General features: G+C 62.4%; 15 protein-coding genes and 1 other annotated feature. Of the genes, 11 read left to right on the forward strand and 4 right to left on the reverse strand.

All coding sequences use genetic code 11. From position 1 onward, the window contains the following. Nucleotide 1 precedes the first annotated feature (1 nt). The 4 genes from IU367_RS11340 to IU367_RS11355 all read right to left on the reverse strand — a co-directional run bounded on the left by IU367_RS11340 (nucleotide 2) and on the right by IU367_RS11355 (nucleotide 3,807). A complete protein-coding gene (locus IU367_RS11340; protein WP_098984091.1) occupies nucleotides 2–517 on the reverse strand; it encodes a Slp family lipoprotein in 516 nt (171 codons plus the stop codon). A 106-nt stretch (nucleotides 518–623) separates the two neighbouring features. Beyond that, nucleotides 624–1,322, reverse strand: a complete 699-nt coding sequence (tsaB, locus tag IU367_RS11345) for a tRNA (adenosine(37)-N6)-threonylcarbamoyltransferase complex dimerization subunit type 1 TsaB (RefSeq protein ID WP_274451910.1) — start codon at nucleotides 1,320–1,322, stop codon at nucleotides 624–626. Between the two features lie 264 nt (nucleotides 1,323–1,586). Then, the gene (locus IU367_RS11350) at nucleotides 1,587–3,497 is read right to left on the reverse strand and encodes a DNA repair helicase YoaA (RefSeq protein WP_274451911.1); all 1,911 of its coding nucleotides are present in this window, start codon (nucleotides 3,495–3,497) and stop codon (nucleotides 1,587–1,589) included. 67 nt (nucleotides 3,498–3,564) lie between these two features. Then, nucleotides 3,565–3,807, reverse strand: a complete 243-nt coding sequence (locus IU367_RS11355; RefSeq protein ID WP_043134867.1) for a hypothetical protein — start codon at nucleotides 3,805–3,807, stop codon at nucleotides 3,565–3,567. Nucleotides 3,808–3,993: 186 nt separating this feature from the next. Next, nucleotides 3,994–4,122, forward strand: a sequence feature (His leader region). A gap of 25 nt (nucleotides 4,123–4,147) precedes the next feature. On the opposite strand from IU367_RS11355, the gene hisG reads away from it, so the two are divergent. The 11 genes from hisG to hisIE all read left to right on the forward strand — a co-directional run bounded on the left by hisG (nucleotide 4,148) and on the right by hisIE (nucleotide 19,011). Continuing rightward, nucleotides 4,148–5,044, forward strand: a complete 897-nt coding sequence (gene hisG, locus IU367_RS11360; RefSeq protein ID WP_043134870.1) for an ATP phosphoribosyltransferase — start codon at nucleotides 4,148–4,150, stop codon at nucleotides 5,042–5,044. 12 nt (nucleotides 5,045–5,056) lie between these two features. After that, nucleotides 5,057–6,367, forward strand: a complete 1,311-nt coding sequence (gene hisD / locus IU367_RS11365; RefSeq protein WP_274451912.1) for a histidinol dehydrogenase — start codon at nucleotides 5,057–5,059, stop codon at nucleotides 6,365–6,367. Next, nucleotides 6,364–7,464 (forward strand): histidinol-phosphate transaminase, encoded by a 1,101-nt coding sequence (gene hisC, locus IU367_RS11370; protein ID WP_274451913.1) that lies wholly within the window; start codon nucleotides 6,364–6,366, stop codon nucleotides 7,462–7,464. The genes hisD and hisC overlap by 4 nt, the downstream gene beginning before the upstream one ends. Nucleotides 7,465–7,475: 11 nt before the next feature. Continuing rightward, entirely contained in the window at nucleotides 7,476–8,585 is a 1,110-nt protein-coding gene (gene hisB, locus IU367_RS11375) for a bifunctional histidinol-phosphatase/imidazoleglycerol-phosphate dehydratase HisB (RefSeq protein ID WP_241324916.1), read from the forward strand. A gap of 85 nt (nucleotides 8,586–8,670) precedes the next feature. Continuing rightward, on the forward strand, nucleotides 8,671–9,294 hold the full coding sequence (gene hisH / locus IU367_RS11380) for an imidazole glycerol phosphate synthase subunit HisH (RefSeq protein ID WP_274451914.1): 624 nt from the start codon (nucleotides 8,671–8,673) through the stop codon (nucleotides 9,292–9,294). A 5-nt stretch (nucleotides 9,295–9,299) separates the two neighbouring features. After that, nucleotides 9,300–10,046, forward strand: a complete 747-nt coding sequence (hisA, locus tag IU367_RS11385) for a 1-(5-phosphoribosyl)-5-[(5-phosphoribosylamino)methylideneamino]imidazole-4-carboxamide isomerase (RefSeq protein ID WP_098984097.1) — start codon at nucleotides 9,300–9,302, stop codon at nucleotides 10,044–10,046. A 153-nt stretch (nucleotides 10,047–10,199) separates the two neighbouring features. Beyond that, complete coding sequence (locus tag IU367_RS11390; protein ID WP_098984098.1) at nucleotides 10,200–11,309, forward strand: response regulator; 1,110 nt, start codon at nucleotides 10,200–10,202, stop codon at nucleotides 11,307–11,309. Continuing rightward, the gene (locus tag IU367_RS11395; protein WP_274451915.1) at nucleotides 11,302–13,461 is read left to right on the forward strand and encodes a PAS domain-containing protein; all 2,160 of its coding nucleotides are present in this window, start codon (nucleotides 11,302–11,304) and stop codon (nucleotides 13,459–13,461) included. The genes IU367_RS11390 and IU367_RS11395 overlap by 8 nt, the downstream gene beginning before the upstream one ends. Next, a complete protein-coding gene (locus IU367_RS11400; protein ID WP_274451916.1) occupies nucleotides 13,458–17,429 on the forward strand; it encodes a PAS domain S-box protein in 3,972 nt (1,323 codons plus the stop codon). Before IU367_RS11395 ends, IU367_RS11400 begins: the two co-directional genes overlap by 4 nt. A gap of 180 nt (nucleotides 17,430–17,609) precedes the next feature. After that, complete coding sequence (gene hisF, locus IU367_RS11405) at nucleotides 17,610–18,383, forward strand: imidazole glycerol phosphate synthase subunit HisF (RefSeq protein ID WP_274451917.1); 774 nt, start codon at nucleotides 17,610–17,612, stop codon at nucleotides 18,381–18,383. Beyond that, entirely contained in the window at nucleotides 18,376–19,011 is a 636-nt protein-coding gene (gene hisIE, locus IU367_RS11410) for a bifunctional phosphoribosyl-AMP cyclohydrolase/phosphoribosyl-ATP diphosphatase HisIE (RefSeq protein WP_274451918.1), read from the forward strand. Before hisF ends, hisIE begins: the two co-directional genes overlap by 8 nt. Nucleotides 19,012–19,037 lie beyond the last annotated feature (26 nt).

Genomic DNA, 19,037 nt, shown 5'->3' on the forward strand with positions numbered 1-19,037 from the left:
CTTAGCGACGCAGCGGCCGTCTCGGCCAGAAGGGATCATAGAAGGGGTCGTAGAAGTAAGGGTCCATGTAGCGGATCTCCACCTCCTTCACCGGCGGCCACAGCTTGCTGGAGCTGACATCGAGCACGGAGAAGCGATACTTGTGCTGGCCAATCTGGCCATCTACCGGCTTGCCGATAGTGCCGAGCACCGTCAGGCTGCGCCCCTTGGCGTACAGGGTCGGATCGACGAAGCCCTTCATGACAGCGAAGAACCGACCCGGGCTCTGCTCGGTCTGCTCCGGCACGCCGTTGGGTTTGAGCGGCAGATAAACCATTTCGATGACACTCTTTTCCGTCAAATTGTGCACCGCCGAGATGACTCCGCTCCAGCGCGCCGGCTTGCCTTCCTGACCAGCCAGGGCAGGCTGATACGCCACCAGCTGGCTTTCCGGCTCATAGGCCAGCTCCTTGGGCACGGAGCTGCACGCGCCGAGCAACAAGCCCGCTACCCCTATCACAATCGCACGTTTCATCATGTCACTCTCCTGTTTGCCGAAGACCGAACCTGTTACCAGACCCTGTCCGGCATGGGGATCTTGGTTTACGGCAGGGGCGACAGGCATGCCACGCCGCTTCCTGCCCTTATTCGCGACCCGGCAATTTTTTCCAGGTTACCTTGTCTCGCAAGTATACCGGGGTGGCCTGCTCCACAGGTACAGCCTCCCCCGCCAGCAAGGCGGCACGCGCCAGCGGCAGCATGTCGACGGCCGCCGGGAAGCGCACCTGGCTCATGACAACCTCCTCGGCCAGACCACCCAGGATCTCGCCATAGGTCTCAAAGCCGGTGCCGACACGGGTCCAGCGACCCGCCAGCGGACCAGACGCCACCAGCGCCGCCGGATCGCTCACGACCTCCTCACCCACCAGCTGCATGCGGCCCTCCTTCAGCGCGTACTGACCGAAGTAGACCTCCCCCATGCGCGCATCGATGGCGGTCAACACCCGCTCGGCGCCTTCCAGCCGATAAGCCCCCTGCGCCATGGCGGCCAGAGTGGAGATGCCGATGAGCGGCACGCCAACCCCGAAGGCCAGCCCTTGGGCCACGCTGATCCCGATCCGCACGCCGGTGAAAGAACCCGGGCCACGCCCGAACGCGATGACATCGAGCTCGCTCAAGGCTATCCCGGCATCGTCCAACACAGCCTGAACCATGGGCAAGATTTTGCGGGTGTGATCCCGCGGCGCCTCTTCCCAACGGGAGAACAGCTTGTCACCCACCAGCAGGGCGGCGGAGCAGGCTTCGGTGGCGGTATCAACGGCCAGGATCTTCAACTCGTTCATGCTTTCCAATCTCTATAAAATCAGTCAATTACGTAACAGGCAAGCAAGCTGTGCTCGCCCGTTGTTCAATTCTGTCATCTATCTGCAAGTGGCTCGATGAAAAACCTCGATACGGGCTGCGTGGCCGCCGCATCTCTTGAAAAAATAGCCTTAACTGCCATCAACAGGCCACTGGATGCCCATCAGCGGGGCACCTATTCGCCACGATCGAAGAAGCTTCCCTACGTTGCTAGTTCCCGGGTGCAGGGCATATAACCGGCAGTCTTATCCACCACGATCGAAGAAACTCCCCAGCGTCCCTAGCTCCCGGGTTCGGGGAATGGCGGGCAGGCTCTTGATAAAGGTGGCGCCGTAGGGTTTGTTGACCATGCGTGGATCACAGATGACCAGTACACCGTGATCACTGCGATCACGAATGAGCCGTCCCACCCCCTGTTTGAGCGCGATCACCGCCTTGGGCAACTGCAGCTCGGCGAAGGGATCGCCCCCCTTGAGCTTGCAATCATCGACTCGCGCCTTGAGCAGCGGGTCGTCGGGGCTGGCAAACGGCAGCTTGTCGATGATAACACACGACAACGCGGCCCCCCGCACGTCTATCCCCTCCCAGAAGCTGCTGGTAGCCACCAGCACGGCACGGCCATTCTCCACGAACTCCTTGAGCAGCCGCTGCTTGTTGTCCTCCCCCTGCAGCAGCACGGTACGGCCTATCTCGCGGCGCAGCACCTCGGCCACCTGGCGCATCACCTGATGGCTGGTGCAGAGGAAGAAACAGCCCCCCGGCGTCTTGTTGATGAGGGGGATCATCAGCTGGGCCAGCGGCTCGCCCCGCCCGAAGGCGTTGGGCTCGGGCAGAAAACGGGGCACGCACAGCCGCGCCTGTTCGGCGTAATCAAACGGGCTGTCGAGGATGAGCTCGGCGCTGCCCGCGAGCCCCAGTTCGGCCACAAAGTGATCGAAGCGCATGTCCACCGTCAGGGTGGCGGAGGTGAAGATCCAGGCCACCTCGGGACGCAGCACCTCGGCGCCAAAGCGCTCGGCCACCGACAGCGGGGTGATGTTGAGGGAGAAGTGCAGCCGCGAGCAGTCATACCAGTAGGAGAAACCGGTCTGGTTGATGGTCAGCACCTCCCCAAGGCGGGCGCGCAGCTCGCAGATCCGCTCGAAGGCGTGATCCAGCTGCTCACCGCGCCCCAGCGCGAGTTTGAGCACCTCGTAACAGAGCCCGAGAGCATCGTTGAGGCGGGCCAGCGCCTGGGCCCAGAGCGGCTGGCGCAACATGTCGCGGGTATTGCCACGGCCACCGTCCACCCCGAAGGCGAGGCGCAGATCCTGGCTGGCGATGGAGAGCCGGTCCGCCGCCTTGCCAAGCTGCCCCATGTCGTGAGCCTCGGCGCGATAAGCAAGCTGGATATCCTGCGCCAGATCCTGGATGGTGCGGCTGCCCACCGATTTGCCGAAGTAGTTGGTGGCGATCTCCGCCAACTGGTGCGCCTCGTCGAACACATAAACCTGTGCTTCGGGCACCAGCTCGCCAAATCCCGTGTCTTTCACCGCCATATCGGCGAAGAAGAGGTGATGATTGATCACCACCACCTGGGCATCCATGGCGCGGCGGCGGGCCACCACCAGATGGCAGTCGTCGTAATAGGGGCAGTCGCGGCCGAGGCAGTTGTCGTTGGTGCTGGTGACGTGGGCCAGGATCTCGGCGTTCTCCTGCAGACCCGGAATATCACCCACATCGCCGTTGTCGGTGGCGGTGGACCAGGATTTGACCTTGACCAGATCGTTGAGGACTTCCGGCTTTTGCAGATGGGATTCGCTGAGCAGGCGGTTCATGCGTTCTATGCACAGGTAGTTGCTGCGCCCCTTGAGCAGGGCCACCGGCGGGGTGTAGGAGAGCGCCCCCGTGATGGTAGGCAGATCGCGATAGAAGAGCTGCTCCTGCAGGTTCTTGGAGCCTGTGCTGATCACCACCCGCTTGCCGGACTCCAGCGCCGGCACTAGATAGGCATAGGTCTTGCCGGTGCCCGTGCCCGCCTCCACCAGCAGACGGCCACCGCTCTTGATGGCGCTGGAGACGGCCTCGGCCATGGCCAGTTGCGGGGCGCGGGCAACAAAGCCGTCGATGTGGCTGGCCAGAGGGCCATCTGGCTTGAACAGGGTCTGGATGGTCAAAAGGGCGTCCCGCAGCAAAAGCGGGCATTATGCCAAAAATGCGGTGAAAGCGGGACTGATAATGCGTTCAGACGAAGAGATCGATCTGGTGCTCGGGATCCGGCTTGTGATCGTCCTCTTCGGGCTTTGGCTGATCACGTTTGGCAGAGGGGTAGGCCTGCTGGCGTTGCTGGGACTCACCGTTGTCGGTGCTGGTCTTGCGCAGCTGGTGCTTCTGGCTGATCTGGGTCACTTCCCGCTTGATGTCGTCAGGACTCGGGGTCGCTGGCGCCCGCGGCAAAATGGGGAACAACAGGTCCTGGCTGGGCATGATCTCGCCTCCTCTGGGGCATCTTGTCTAGTTATCGACCAAGAAACCGTTTTCTCAACTTTAATCGATGGAATCACATTTTCGAGTTGCTTTTTCCGTCAAGGAAGGTAGTTTAAATCGGGCGTCAACTACGACATCTTATTTGTAAAGGATTAGTTACATGAAGTTCACCCTGCTGAAGACTCATCACCACCATCATCATCCCGACTAGTCTTTCAGGAGGTTGGCTGCTGGAAGACACTTAACTGGTGACTTCCAAAAGGACCGCAAGATTCATAAACCCTCGGAAGCACATACTTCCGAGGGTTTTTTCGTTTTTGACTAGAAGGAAATCGAGCAAATGGAAACACAACGCCTGCGTATCGCCATGCAAAAGTCCGGTCGTCTGAGCCAGGATTCCCAAGCCCTATTCAAGAGCTGCGGCCTCAAGATCAACCTGCGCGAGCAGCGCCTTATCGCCCATGTGGAAAACATGCCCATCGACATACTGCGGGTGCGTGATGACGACATCCCCGGTCTGGTGATGGAAGGGGTGGTCGACCTTGGCATCATAGGTGAGAACGTGCTGGAAGAGGCGCAGCTCATTCGCGCCTCCCAGGGGCTGCCCGCGGAAGTGAAAACCCTCAAGCAGCTCGATTTCGGGGGCTGCCGCCTGTCGCTGGCGGTGCCGGACGATGTGGCCTACACGGGGCCGCAGAGCCTGGCGGGCAAGCGCATCGCCACCTCCTACCCGGGTCTGCTCAAGCGCTTCTTCGATGAGAAGGGGCTCAATTTCAAGAGCGTCATGCTGGGCGGCTCGGTGGAAGTGGCCCCCCGCGCGGGTTTGGCCGATGCCATCTGCGATCTGGTCTCCACAGGCGCGACCCTGGAGGCCAACGGCCTCAAAGAGGTGGAGGTGATCTACCGCTCCAAGGCTGTGCTGGTACAGGCCCCCAACCCTTTGAATGAGGCCAAGCAGAAGCTGATCGACAAGCTGCTGCCCCGCATCCAGGGGATGCAGCAGGCGCGCGAGAGCAAGTACATCATGCTGCACGCCCCGAAAGACAAACTCGATGCCATCACGGATCTGCTGCCCGGCGCCGAGCGCCCCACCATAATGCAGCTGGCCGGTGACACCAATCAGGTGGCGCTGCACGTGGTATCCAGCGAGACCCTGTTCTGGGAAACCATGGAGCAGCTCAAGGCACTCGGTGCCAGCTCCATCCTGGTGCTGCCCATCGAAAAAATGATGGAATAAGGAGGGGACACCATGCAGACCCTGATCTGGAAGACCCTCTCCCCCGCCCAGCAGACCGACGTGCTGACCCGGCCCGCCCTCAATGACGAGGCGGACATAGGCGCCGTGGTCAAGGAGATCATCACAGCCGTGCGCAGCCGTGGCGACGAGGCCCTGTGCGAGCTCGGCCTGCGTTTCGAACGCGCGCCCCGTGAACAACTGCGGGTCAGCGAGGCCGAAATCGAGGCCGCCTGCGCCCGACTGGACGATGACATCAAGAGTGCCATCGAAGCCGCGATTGCCAATATTCGCACCTTCCACGCCGCCCAGGTGCAGCCGGTGGTGCGGGTCGAGACCCAGCCCGGCGTGGTGTGCGAGCTGCGCACCCAGCCCATCAGCCGGGTCGGTCTCTATGTGCCGGGGGGCAGTGCACCGCTCCCCTCCACCGTCATGATGCTGGCAATTCCGGCACGCCTAGCTGGTTGCCGTGAGGTGGTGCTCTGCACCCCGTCGCCGGCCAGCGACGAGATACTGTTTGCCGCCCGCGCCTGCGGCGTCGAGAAGGTATTCGCCATCGGCGGCGCCCAGGCCATCGCCGCCATGGCCTATGGCAGCGAGAGCATCCCCAAGGTGGACAAGATCTTCGGCCCGGGCAACGCCTACGTGACCGAGGCCAAGGGCCAGGTCTCCCGTGACTGGCGCGGCGCCGCCATCGACATGCCCGCCGGCCCCTCCGAGGTGCTGGTGATTGCCGACGAGAGCGCCAATCCAGCCTTCGTGGCTGCAGATCTGCTTTCCCAGGCCGAGCACGGCCCCGACAGTCAGGTGGTGCTGGTCACCACCTCACCCCTGCTGGCCGATGCCATTGCCGGCGAGATCAAGGGCCAGCTGGCCCGGCTCAGTCGCCGCGAGATCGCCGCCAAGGCGCTGGGCGCCAGCCTGGTGATCCTCTGCGACAGCCTGGACGAGGCCTGCGCCATCTCCAACGCCTATGCGCCGGAGCACCTGATAGTGCAGACCCGGGCGCCACGGGAACTGCTTGGCAAGCTCGAGAACGCCGGTTCCATCTTCCTTGGGGCATGGACACCGGAGTCGGTCGGCGATTACGCCAGCGGCACCAACCACACCTTGCCCACCTACGGCTACGCCCGCACCTGCTCGAGCCTGGGGCTGGCCGATTACCAGCGCCGCTACACCGTGCAGGAGCTCAGCGTCGAGGGCATCCAGGGGCTCGGCCCCATAGTCCAGCGCATCGCCCAGGCAGAAGGGCTCGATGGCCACAAAAACGCCGTCACCCTCAGATTGAGCGCACTTTCAAACCAGCCGCAGAAGGATTTGTCATGAGCATCGCCAATCTGGCCCGCCGCGTGGTGCGGGCCCTCACCCCTTACCAATCCGCCCGCCGCATCGGCGGCAAGGGCCACATCTGGCTCAATGCCAACGAGGCGCCCCAGGCCTACCCCTTCACCATCGAGGGAAATCGCCTCAACCGCTACCCCGAACCCCAACCGACCGAGGTGGTCAACGGCTACGCCGCCTATGCGGGGGTTAGCCCAAGTCAGGTGCTGGTGAGCCGGGGTGCCGACGAGGCCATAGAGCTGTTAGTTCGCACCTTCTGCGAGGCGGGGCAGGATCAGATCCTGATCTGCCCGCCCACCTACGGCATGTACGCCATCAGTGCCGAGACCTGTGGTGTGGGTATCGTCGAACAGCCTTTGACTGCCAGTCGTCAGCCGGACTGGGCCGCCATCGCCGACCGCCTCTCCGACGTCAAGCTGGTGTTCCTCTGCTCCCCCAACAACCCCACCGGGGATCTGGTGGGGCGCGACGGCCTGATCGCCCTGCTGGAGAAGGCCAGAAAGCGCGCCATTATCGTGGTCGACGAGGCCTATATCGAGTTCTGTCCAGAGGCGTCCGTGGTGGACTTGCTGGCCCGCTTCCCCAATCTGGTGGTGACCCGCACCCTCTCCAAGGCCTTTGCCCTGGCCGGGATCCGCTGCGGCTTTACGCTGGCGAGCCCCGAGGTGATCGCCATGCTGGCCAAGGTGATAGCTCCCTACCCCATCCCGGATCCCATCGCCCAGATAGCGACGCAGGCGCTCTCCCCCATGGGACTGGAGCTGATGCAGGAGCGGGTCACCGAGCTCAACAAGCAGAAGGCGATGATCAAGGCCGAGCTGGCCAGCCTGGCCTGCGTGCGGGAGCTTTTCGAGGACAAGGGCAACTTCATACTGGTGCGCTTCGTTGACGGCGCCACCGTCTTTGCCGCCATGAAGGCCGCCGGCATCATATTGCGGGATTTCTCCACCAAGCCGGGCCTGGACAACAGCATTCGCATCACCATCGGCTATCAGGGCGAAATGGATGCCGTGATCGCAGTATTGCGAGACGTCTCGGCCAACCAGATGCCACTCAACAACCCGTCTGCCGCCAGCGTATAAGGATGTCATTGATGAAGACCCCGTTTTTGTTTATCGACCGCGACGGCACCCTGATTGAAGAGCCGGTGACCGACAAGCAGGTGGACAGCCTCGCCAAGCTGCGCTTCGAACCCATGGTGATCCCTGTGCTGCGCGAGCTGCAGGCCGCCGGTTACGTGCTGGTGATGGTGACCAACCAGGATGGGCTGGGTACGGCCAGCCTGCCGCTGGAAAACTTCCAGCCGCCCCACGACCTGATGATGCACCTGTTTGAATCGCAAGGGGTCCACTGGGAACAGGTGTTGATCTGCCCCCACTTCCCGACCGACGGCTGCAGCTGCCGCAAACCCAATCTGGGACTGGTGAAGGAATATCTGGCCTCCGGTCGCATCGATTTCGCCAACTCTTTCGTGATTGGTGACAGACAGACCGACCTGCAGCTCGCCGACAACATGGGCATCCGTGGCATTCGCTATCAGCCGCAGGATCACGACTGGCTCGCCATACGTGATCAGCTGCTGTCCAAGGGACGCGTGGCCGAAGTGGAGCGCTACACCAAGGAGACCCGCATCCAGGTGGCGGTGGATCTCGACAAGAGCGGCGGCAACCAGATTGCCACCGGCATCGGCTTCTTCGATCATATGCTGGATCAGATAGCGACCCACGCCGGTTTCAGACTCAAGCTGAAGGTGAGCGGCGATCTGCACATCGACGATCACCACACGGTGGAAGATGTGGGGCTGGCGCTGGGTCAGGCCATGCGCCAGGCGCTCGGCAACAAGCGCGGCATAGGCCGTTTCGGCTTCGTGCTGGCGATGGACGAGGTGCAGGCGGTGATCGATGCGCGCCCGCTCACCGAGCAGGAAGTGAGTACCGCCCTGGACTTGAGCGGTCGCCCCTACTTCGTGTTTGACTGCCCGAGCGGCTTTGGCCGCGACAGCGTGGGCGAGATGGCCACCGAGATGGTGCCACACTTCTTCCGCTCCTTGTCGGACGCCATGGCCATCACATTGCAGATGAAGGTCGGCAGCGGCAACACCCACCACCAGGTGGAGGCGCTGTTCAAGGGCTTTGGCCGCGCCCTGCGCCAGGCCATCCGGGTGGAAGGGAGCGAGCTCCCCTCCAGCAAGGGAGTCTTGTAATGGCAATGAACTCTCAGAAACTGGTGATTATCGATACCGCATCGATGGTGCGGATCTCGCCAATCGACATGGGTAGGGGCACACGATGAGCACTCAGAAACTGGTCATCATCGACACCGGCTGCGCCAATCTGGCCTCGGTCAGAATGGCGTTCGAGCGCCTCGGCGTGCAGCCGCGGGTTTCCAGCAAGGCGGCCGATATCGAGAGTGCCGACAAGCTGATCCTGCCCGGGGTGGGCACAGCCGTGGCGGCCATGAAGAATCTCAACGAACGGGGGCTGGTGCCCCTCATTCGCGCCGCCAAACAGCCGCTGCTGGGCTTTTGCCTCGGCATGCAGATGCTGGCGGAGGCGTCCGAAGAGAGCATGAGTGCAGATGGCAGCAGCGGCGATCTGATCGACTGCCTCGGCATAGTGCCGGGCAAGATCCGGCTGATGGAGGTGGGCCAGCTGCGCCTGCCCCACATGGGCTGGAACCAGATTGAACACGACGAGACCCATCCTCTGCTCAAGGGGATCCCAAGCGGCAGCTACTTCTACTTCGTCCACTCCTACGCCCTGGAGGTGACAGACGCGACGCTCGCCACCTGTGACTACGGCACGCCTTTTACCGCCATCGTGGCCCGTAACAACTTCTTCGGTGCCCAATTCCACCCGGAGCGCTCAGGCGCGGCGGGAGCCCGTTTACTGCAAAACTTTCTGGAGTTATGACAAGGATGATCATTCCTGCAATTGACCTTATCAAGGGTCAGGTGGTTCGCCTCTATCAGGGTGACTACGACCAAAAAACCGAATACAGCGACAGCCCGCAGGCCCGCTTTGACGAATATGTCTCCCAGGGGGCGGTGCAACTGCACCTGGTGGATCTGGACGGTGCCAAAGAGACACAGGCCCGCCAACTCCCTCTGCTGACCCAGCTGCTGTCGGCCACCGAGGCGCCTGTGCAGGTGGGCGGCGGAGTGCGCACCGAGCAGGATGTGGCGGATCTGCTGGCCGCCGGTGCCAGCCGGGTGGTGATCGGCTCCACCGCCGTCAAGTCCCCGGATCTGGTGGCGAGCTGGATGGAAAAATATGGCCCCGAGCAAATCGTGCTGGCGCTGGACGTCAATATCGACGCCCAGGGCAATCGCCATATCGCCGTGGCGGGCTGGCAGGAGAACAGCGGCGTGACCATAGAGGCGCTGATCGAGCGCTTCCTGCCGGTCGGTCTCAAGCATGTGCTCTGCACCGACATCAGCCGCGATGGCACCTTAGCGGGCACCAACGTCGAGCTCTATCGGGATCTCTGCGCCCGTTACCCGAGCGTGGCCTTCCAGGCCTCGGGCGGGATTGGCGGGATCCAGGACATAGAGGCGCTCAAGGGCTCAGGGGTCAAGGGGATCATCCTCGGCCGCGCCCTGCTGGAGGGCAAATTCTCCGTGGGTGACGCCATCACCTGCTGGGCCAACGGCACGCCAGATTGACGGCTTGATCAGCCGCCGTGACATGAGAGCCTGCCTGGCCACAGGGGTCGGGCAGGTATCTCTCCATCCAGAGATAAGTCGGGGTAAGTCCTTATTACTTGGTAACAATTGACTCTATACTCGAACTCATTGAGACAACGTCACGGAGGACTTATGTTCACATCTCACGCCGCCACCATACTGATCGTCGATGACTCGCCCGAGAATCTGATGGTGCTGACCGATCTGCTCTCTCCCACCTATCGGGTGCTGGCCGCCCAGAGCGGAGAAAAGTGCCTGCGGATCGCCACTGGCAAGACGGCGCCGGATCTCATCCTGCTGGATGTGATGATGCCGGGCATGGATGGCTATGAGGTGCTCAAACAGTTGCGAATCACCCCCGAGACCAGCCGTATTCCCGTGGTGCTGCTCACCGCCCTCGCCGATCCCCAGAGTGAAGAGTACGGATTGTCGCTGGGAGCGGCCGATTACATCACCAAGCCCATCAAACCGGCCATCGTCCAGGCCCGGGTGCGTACCCAGCTGGAGGCCAAACAGGCCCGTGACGGCTTGCAGAGCCAGAACACGGCGCTGGAGGCCGAGGTGGCACGCCGCATGATGGAGAACGATCTGATCCAGCAGGTCTCCATCCGTGCCCTCGCCCACCTGGCGGAGATCCGCGACCCCGAAACCGGCAACCACATCTTGCGCACTCAGGGTTACGTGCGGCAACTGGCCAGCGCCCTCGCCACGCATCCCCGCTTTGCCGAGACCCTGACTCCCCGCTACATAGACCTGCTGAGCCGCTCGGCCCCCCTGCACGACATCGGCAAGGTGGGCATTCCCGATCACATACTGCTCAAACCGGCCAAGTTGACGGTGGAAGAGTGGGGCACCATGCGCACCCATGCCAAGCTCGGCAGCGATGCCATCGAACAAGCGGAACAAGACATAGAACAACCCTTGGCATTCCTTACCCTGGCCAAGGAGATTGCCCACTGGCACCACGAGAAGTGGGACGGCAGCGGCTACCCTGACGGCCTGCACGGCGATGACATTCCCCTCTCGGCCCGGCTGATGGCGCTGGCCGACGTGTTTGACGCCCTCATCAGCGTACGGGTCTACAAGGCCGCCATGCCCTATGACGAGGCGAGAACCCTGATCCTCACCGGCAGCGGCCAGCATTTTGATCCGGACGTGGTGGCGGCATTTGACAGCCATTTCGAACAGTTCGTCGCCATCGCCGAGCGCTACAAGGATGACAACGAGGCACAGCATGGCTGACCAGCCCCCGCTCACCCGGGCCTACATTCTCAACATAGTGCTGACCTATGCCGCAGTGGCCAGCCTGTGGATCCTGCTCTCCGACAAGGCAGTGGAGTGGCTGTTCAGCACTCAGGCCCAGTTTGCCCTGGCCAGCACCATCAAGGGTTGGCTGTTCATCCTCATCACGGCGCTCATGCTCTATGCCATGCTGCGCCGTCGCATCGACATGCCAGTGGTCACCCGTCAATTCTCTCGCCGTCAGCTCTTGCCCCTTATCCTGATCAACGGCCTGATCCTGGGACTCACCGGCATGGCCATCGCCCAGAGCCTGGGTCACACCCAGGACAAGGAGATAGCCAGGATCGAGGCCATCGCCGATCTCAAGAGCAAACAGATCACCGAGTGGCTCAATGCCCGTGAGCGCGATGCCCGCCTGCTGATCGAAAGCCCGCTCTATGCCAATCTCTATCGCCAGGGACAAGTTGCACATCCAGAGGATGGACATACCCCCCTGATGACCCGGCTGGCCGAGTTCATCTCCATCAGGGGATTCAGCGCGGCGACCGTATTCAGCCCGACCGGCACAGCCCTGTGGCAGACGCCCGGGGCCAGCGGTCTTGGCGCGCCGCTGCGTGAGGCCTTGGCTCAAGTGGAAACGGGCAATGTCATGCGGGTGGGGCCCTATCTCGATGAGCAGGGCCAGCCCAGGCTCGACTTCATAGCCCCGCTGTCCATGACTGGCAGCGGCTCCCCTCTTGTCGTACTGCAGATCAGCTCCAGCGACTGGCTCAACCACATTCTCAAGCAGTGGCCCATTCCGGCCAGCAGCGGGGAAGCCCTGCTGTTTCGAAAACTCGGCAATCAGGTGCAGTTTCTCAATGACGTGCGCTATCGTCCCCACTCTGCCCTCACCCTGCAGATCCCCATCGACAACAAGGCGCTGCTGGCAGCCCAGTTTCTCAACGGCGGTGCCAAAGAGGGGCTCAGACAGACGTTCTTTGGCCAGGATTACCGGGGGGTCGAGGTCTTTGGCACCATCCACTCCGTCATCGGCACCGACTGGTATCTAATCGCCAAGATAGACAAGGCGGAGCTCAACCACGCCGCCTTCAGGGAGAGCATCTGGATTGGGCTCATAGGCCTGCTGGTGCTCTTCATCGCCAACGCCGGCATCATATTGCTGCGCCAGCACACCCAGCTCTTCATGGCCGAACAGATCCGTCAATCCCAGGCGGGACGCCTGCAGGCGCTGCAACTGCTCTCCGCCATTGCCGACAGCTCGGAAGACGCCATCTTCGCCAAGGACATGGAAGGCAAATACATCTTGTTCAACCGCGCCGCCAGCCAGTTCGTCGGCAAGCCGGCCGCCGAGATGCTGGGCCAGGATGACATGGCCATCTTCCCGCCCGACCAGGCACGAATGTTGATGGATCTTGGCAAGCAGGTCATAGCCCGCAACAAGGTACAGACACAGGAGGAGTACCTCACCCTGCCCAGCGGCGATCGGGTGTTCCTCGCCACCAAGGGGCCACTGCAAGACAACGAGGGCCAGGTAATCGGCATCTTCGGCATCTCCCGCGACATCACGGATTTCAAGCGGGCCGAGGCGGGCCTCAAGGAACGGGAAGGGCTGTTTCGCGCCCTGGTGGAACAATCCCTGGCCGGCATCTACATACTCCAGCAGGGCCAGCTCTGTTACATCAACCCGGGCTTCGCCCGTCTGTTCGGCTACGGCTCGACCAACTCCCTGCTCAAAGTCGGCACGCTGCACGCTCTGGCCAGCCCGAAAGACAGCGACAGGGTGGCGGAGCAACTGCTGCGCTGCGAGCAGGAAGATACCGAGATCCACACCCGTTTCACCGCCTTGCACCACGACCATCAGAACATAGAGGTGGAGCTGTATGGGCGGCGCGTCGACTATCGTGGCCAGCCCGCCGTTCTCGGCCTCTTGCTGGACGTCACCGAACGGGAGCAGGTCGAGCAGGCCCTGACCCGTCAGGCCGCGGAACTGCGCCAGCAAAACAGCGAGCTGGAGCGTTTCAACAAGGTGATGGTGGACAGGGAGCTGGCCATGCTCACCCTCAAGCACCAGATCAATGCACTGTCACTTCAGCTCGGGCAGCAGCCACCCTATCCTCAAGCCCCCACGCCGCCGGAGGAGTCCCTATGATGAGCTGGTCCCAGCTGTGGCATATCCGCCAGCCCCGGCAACGGTGGGGGGTCTGCCTGCTGGCCATTCTGTTGCCCATTCTCATGTTGCAGATCCGGATACAGCTGCCCATCGCCTTTGGCGAACGACCGCTGCTGGTGCTCTTCATGCTGCCCATCATCCTCTGCTCCCTGCTCGGTGGCCTGCTGCCGGGTCTGCTCAGCACCCTGGTGAGCGCCCTGGTCACCACCTACTTCCTGCTGCCCCCATTCCATTCGCTGACCATTGCCGCCGGTCAGGATCTGGTGCAATGGGGAATACTGCTCGCCAACGGCGTCCTCATCAGCCTGCTCAGCGCCGCCATGCACAGATCCCGCGCCAGGGAGACCCAGCGCTGGCAGGAGCTGATGAACATCCAGTCCCGTCTGCAGCAGAGCGAAACCCGCTTTCAGGCCACCTTCGAGCAGGCGGCGGTGGGCATTGCCCTGGTCGCCCCGGATGGCAAGTGGCTGCGGGTCAACCAGCGGCTGTGCGACATGGTGGGCTACCAGGCCGATGAGTTGATGGGCATGACCTTCCAGCAGATCACCCACCCGGATGATCTCTTCATCGACCAGACCTATGTGACCCAAATGCTGGCGGGCGAGCGGCCTCACTACACCCTGGAGAAACGTTACCTGCGCAAGGGGGGCGACATTCTCTGGATCACCCTCACAGTGGCGCTGGTCCGGGATCTCAAGGGGGAGCCCGACTACTTCATCTCGATCATCGAGGACAACCAGCAACGCAAGGAGACCGAAGAGGCCCTGCGCCGCAACGAGGTGATCCTGCGCGAATCCCAGCATCTGGCCAAGATAGGCAACTGGCGCTGGCACATTGCCGACAACAGCCACTACTGGTCACCCGAGATCTACCGCATCTATGGCCGCGACCAGTCCCTGCCTCCCGCCGTCTATCCCGAGGTGAGGAAATATTTCACCCAGGAGGGGTGGCGCGCCATCGCCCAGTCCGTCGAACATTGCCTGCAGACCGGTTATCCCTACGAGTGCGATGCCGAGGTGATCCACGAACAGGGGGAGCCCATCTGGATCATTGCCCGGGGCGCCGCCTTGCGCGATGGCAGTGGCACCATAGTCGAGCTGTACGGCACGGTACAGGACATCACGGAGCGCAAATTGGCCGAGCAACAGCTGTTGCAAAACCAGCAGGTCGCACTCGATACCCAGCGCCGCGCCCGCCTGGCGGCACTGAATCTGATGGACGATGCCATCAGCGCCCGCATCCGCGCAGAGACCACCAGCACAGCCCTGCGCAATAGCGAACAGCGCCTGCTGATGGCCCAGGAAGGGGCGCATGTCGGCATCTGGGAATGGGACATCCCGAGTGGCCAGCTGTTCTTCTCCCCCGAATGTGCCCGCCTCTATGGCCGCAGTGTGGAGCAGCTCAACACCTTCAGCACCTGGCAGAGTTGCGTGCATCCGGACGACAAGGTCCGCATCGACAAGCTGCTGTCCGACTTGCCTGGAGCAGGCAAACCGCTCGAGATAGAGTTTCGCATCCTGCTGCCCAGCGGTGACATCCGCTGGCTGGTGAGCAAGGGCAGCGTCTATCGGGATGCCCAGCAGCGCCCGCTGCGCCTGCTCGGCATCAATCTGGACATCACGGAGCGCAAGCAGGCCGAACAACAGTTGCGGCAACTGTCGCTGGCCCTGGAGCAGAGCCCGGATGGCGTCTTCATCACGGATACCCAGGCGCGCATCGAGTACGTCAACGTCGCCTTCCTGGCCGCCAGTGGATACCAGCAGAGCGAGGTGCTGGGCCAGACCCCCTCCCTGCTGCGCTCAGGCCTCACTCCCAAGGCGACCTATGTTGCCCTGTGGGACGCCATCCATCAGGGTCAGCGCTGGCATGGCGAGTTCATCAACCGCCGCAAGGATGGCTCCCACTACCAGGTGCTGGCCACCGTCTCCCCCATCCGGCAGGAGAACGGCGTCATCACCCACTATGTAACCGTGCAGGCGGACATCACGGAGAAGAAACAGCTCGGCGAAGAGCTGGATCAATACCGCTACCACCTGGAAGAGATGGTCAACGAGCGCACCCTGCAACTGGCCCAGGCCCATCAAAGGGCGGAGAGCGCCAACCGTGCCAAGAGCGCCTTCCTGGCCAACATGAGCCACGAGATCCGCACCCCCATGAACGCCATTTTGGGGCTCACCTATCTGCTCAAGCGCGACACCCCGGATCACACCCAGCACGATCGGCTGGAGAAGATAGACAACGCCGCCCAGCACCTGCTCACCATCATCAACGACATTCTGGATCTCTCCAAAATCGATGCGGGCAAGATGGTACTGGAGCAGAGTGACTTCTCCCTCACCGCCATGCTGGACAATGTCAGCGCCCTGATGAGCGAGCAAGCCCGGGCCAAGGGGCTCACCATCATAGTCGACATAGGGGATACACCCGCCTGGGTCCATGGCGACATCACCCGCCTGCGCCAGGCGCTGCTCAACTACGCGGCCAATGCCATCAAGTTCACCGAACAGGGCTCGGTCACCCTGCGGGTACGGATAGAACGTCCGCTGCCCACGGGATATCTGCTGCGCTTCGAGGTGGAAGACACCGGCATCGGCATCAGTCCGGAACAGAGCGAGAAGCTGTTCCAGGCATTCGAGCAGGCCGACGTCTCCACCACCCGCAAGTACGGCGGTACCGGCCTTGGCCTGGCGATCACCAGCCGGCTCTCCACCCTGATGGGGGGCGAGGTCGGTCTGAGCAGCGTGCCGGGCAAGGGCAGCTGCTTCTGGTTCACCGCCCAGCTCTCTCTGGGGCAGAGCGAGCCGCAGCAAGCCGCGCGACTCGAGCAGACGGTGCAACAGACGCTCTTTTTCTCCAACCACGCCCGCGTGCTGCTGGTGGAGGACAACGCCATCAACCGCGAGGTGGTGCTGGAACTGCTCAACAACAGCGGCCTCGTCATCGAAACCGCCGTCAACGGCCAGGAGGCGCTGGAGCGCGTCAGCCAGCACGCCTTCGATCTGATCCTGATGGACATACAGATGCCCCTGATGGATGGCTACAGTGCCACTCGCGCCATCCGTGTCTTGCCGGGCTGGGAGCAGATCCCCATTCTGGCGCTGACCGCCAGTGCCTTTGAAGAGGACAGAAAAGCCTGTGAGGCGGCGGGCATGAACGATTTCATCGCCAAGCCCGTGACCCCCGCCAAGCTGTTTGAGGCGCTGCAACTGTGGCTGCCCGCCAGCACGCCGGTGCAGCCTCAATACCAGCGCAGGGCCAGCGATACCCTGATAGCCCCGCTCGCTCGGCTGCAATCCTTCCCCGGCCTGGATCTGCAACAGGGGCTGGCGGCGCTGCAGGGCAACCAGGTGAAATACGCCGCCTTGCTGCGCCATTTCGCCAGTGAACACAGCCAGGACATGCAACTGCTCAGCAGCCATCTGCAGGCGGGTGATCAGCCGGCCGCCACGCGCCTCGCCCACACCTTGCGCGGCGTCGCCGCGACTTTGGGCTGGGTATCCCTGGCCGACCAGAGCCAGCGACTGGAACACGACCTGTCCCGCGATGGTAGCGAGCTGACCGATCAGATGACGGAGATAGCGAATGCACTCGGCGCCCTGCTTGAGCTGCTGGGTCAGGAAGAGCCTGAACCCGCCGCCGTGTCGGCCCCCCTCAACGGCCACTGGCAGCAGCAGTTGCTGCGCCAGATTGAAGGCCTGCTGCTGCAGAGCGACACAGCCGTCATTCCACTGTTCGAGCAGTACGCCGGTCCTCTGCTCCTTGGCCTCGGACCCAAAGGGGATACGCTGGCACGCCAGTTGAAAGTGTTCGATTTCGACGGCGCCCTGCTTACCCTGCGCAGCCTGCAGGCGACGCAGGAACATACCACAGGATTTGAACCGGCGGGCCCGGATGCGCCGACCCGGCATCCTGCGGCGACAAAGAGAGATAAAGGGTTGAATCACTGAATAAAGTCATGCATATAGTGTTGGTTCCCCTGTCGAACACGTCCCCTTGCGGCCACGTTGTCGCCCGGTTGGGCACCACCTGTTGAAGCATGCCGACGATCTTCACTCATTGGCCGTCTGACGCCCGCGTCACCCGGCAATAACGATGTTTTTAACCGTGCGTTACATGGAGCAACGAGCATGTTGTCAAAGCGTATTATCCCCTGTCTGGATGTCAAAGATGGCGTTGTGGTCAAGGGAGTGCAATTTCGAAATCATGAAGTGATGGGCGGTATCGTCGAGCTTGCCCGCCGCTACGCAGAGGAAGGGGCCGACGAACTGGTGTTCTATGACATCACCGCCTCGAGCGATGCCCGTGTGGTCGACAAGAGCTGGGTGAGCCGGGTGGCCGAGGTCATCGACATCCCCTTCTGTGTCGCCGGTGGCATCAAGAGCGTGGAGGATGCCCGCCAGATCCTGGAATTCGGCGCCGACAAGGTCTCCATCAACTCGCCGGCCCTGGCCGATCCAACTCTCATCACCCGACTGGCGGAGCGCTTCGGCGTGCAGTGCGTGGTGGTGGGGATCGACTCCTATTTTGATGTGCAAACCGGCCACTATCAGGTCAAGCAGTTCACCGGTGACGAGAGCCGCACCCGCACCACAGCCTGGCATACCCTGGATTGGGTGCAGGAGGCGCAAAAGCGCGGCGCCGGCGAAATCGTGCTGAACGTGATGAACAAGGACGGCATGCGCCAAGGCTATGATCTCGAGCAGCTCAAGCTGGTGCGCGCCGTCTGCAAGGTGCCGCTCATCGCCTCCGGTGGTGCCGGCACCATGGCACACTTCCTCGATGCTTTTACTATCGCCGACGTGGACGGGGCCCTGGCCGCCTCAGTGTTCCACAAGGGCCTTATCCCCATTCCCGAATTGAAACGCTGGCTGAAAACCGAAGGAGTCGCCATCCGTGAATAATCAAGCTGTAAACAACGAGCTACCGCTCGCCGAGCGCCTGGACTGGGCAAAGTGTGATGGCATGATCCCCGCCATCGTCCAGCACGCCGCGAGCGGCCAGGTGCTGATGCAGGGCTTCATGACCCGCGAGGCGCTGGAAAAGACCCAGGCCAGCGGCCAGGTCACCTTCTTCAGCCGCAGCAAACAACGCCTCTGGACCAAGGGTGAAAGCTCGGGCCATGTGCTCAAGCTGGTCGCCATCAGCACCGACTGCGATCAGGACTCTCTGCTGATCGCCGCCAACCCCGTCGGCCCTACCTGCCATCTGGGCACCCCCTCCTGCTTCGACGGCCACCCTGTGCCGCCGCTCGGCTTCCTGGCAGAGCTCGAGCAGATCCTGGCATCGCGCAAGGGCGCCGACCCGGCCACCAGCTACACCGCCAGCCTGTACGCCAAAGGCACCAAGCGCATCGCCCAGAAGGTGGGTGAAGAGGGTGTGGAAGTGGCGCTGGCCGCCATGGCCAAGGATCGTGAGGAGCTCATCAACGAATCCGCCGATCTGCTCTACCACCTCACCGTACTGCTGCAAAACGAGGGGCTGGAGTTGAAGGATGTGGTGCAGCGGCTCAATGAGCGCCATAACAAGTGAACAACGAATCCCTCCTGACGGCTCTA

It is taken from the genome of Aeromonas bestiarum, assembly GCF_028751155.1.
Taxonomy (GTDB): domain Bacteria; phylum Pseudomonadota; class Gammaproteobacteria; order Enterobacterales; family Aeromonadaceae; genus Aeromonas; species Aeromonas bestiarum.

Bases quoted from the DNA above. Each gene is read 5' to 3' on its own strand.
- IU367_RS11340 (WP_098984091.1), bottom strand. From the start codon at position 517: ATGATGAAACGTGCGATTGTGATAGGGGTAGCGGGCTTGTTGCTCGGC.
- tsaB (WP_274451910.1), bottom strand. From the start codon at position 1,322: ATGAACGAGTTGAAGATCCTGGCCGTTGATACCGCCACCGAAGCCTGC.
- IU367_RS11355 (WP_043134867.1), bottom strand. From the start codon at position 3,807: ATGCCCAGCCAGGACCTGTTGTTCCCCATTTTGCCGCGGGCGCCAGCG.
- hisG (WP_043134870.1), top strand. From the start codon at position 4,148: ATGGAAACACAACGCCTGCGTATCGCCATGCAAAAGTCCGGTCGTCTG.
- hisD (WP_274451912.1), top strand. From the start codon at position 5,057: ATGCAGACCCTGATCTGGAAGACCCTCTCCCCCGCCCAGCAGACCGAC.
- hisC (WP_274451913.1), top strand. From the start codon at position 6,364: ATGAGCATCGCCAATCTGGCCCGCCGCGTGGTGCGGGCCCTCACCCCT.
- hisB (WP_241324916.1), top strand. From the start codon at position 7,476: ATGAAGACCCCGTTTTTGTTTATCGACCGCGACGGCACCCTGATTGAA.
- hisH (WP_274451914.1), top strand. From the start codon at position 8,671: ATGAGCACTCAGAAACTGGTCATCATCGACACCGGCTGCGCCAATCTG.
- hisA (WP_098984097.1), top strand. From the start codon at position 9,300: ATGATCATTCCTGCAATTGACCTTATCAAGGGTCAGGTGGTTCGCCTC.
- IU367_RS11390 (WP_098984098.1), top strand. From the start codon at position 10,200: ATGTTCACATCTCACGCCGCCACCATACTGATCGTCGATGACTCGCCC.
- IU367_RS11395 (WP_274451915.1), top strand. From the start codon at position 11,302: ATGGCTGACCAGCCCCCGCTCACCCGGGCCTACATTCTCAACATAGTG.
- IU367_RS11400 (WP_274451916.1), top strand. From the start codon at position 13,458: ATGATGAGCTGGTCCCAGCTGTGGCATATCCGCCAGCCCCGGCAACGG.
- hisF (WP_274451917.1), top strand. From the start codon at position 17,610: ATGTTGTCAAAGCGTATTATCCCCTGTCTGGATGTCAAAGATGGCGTT.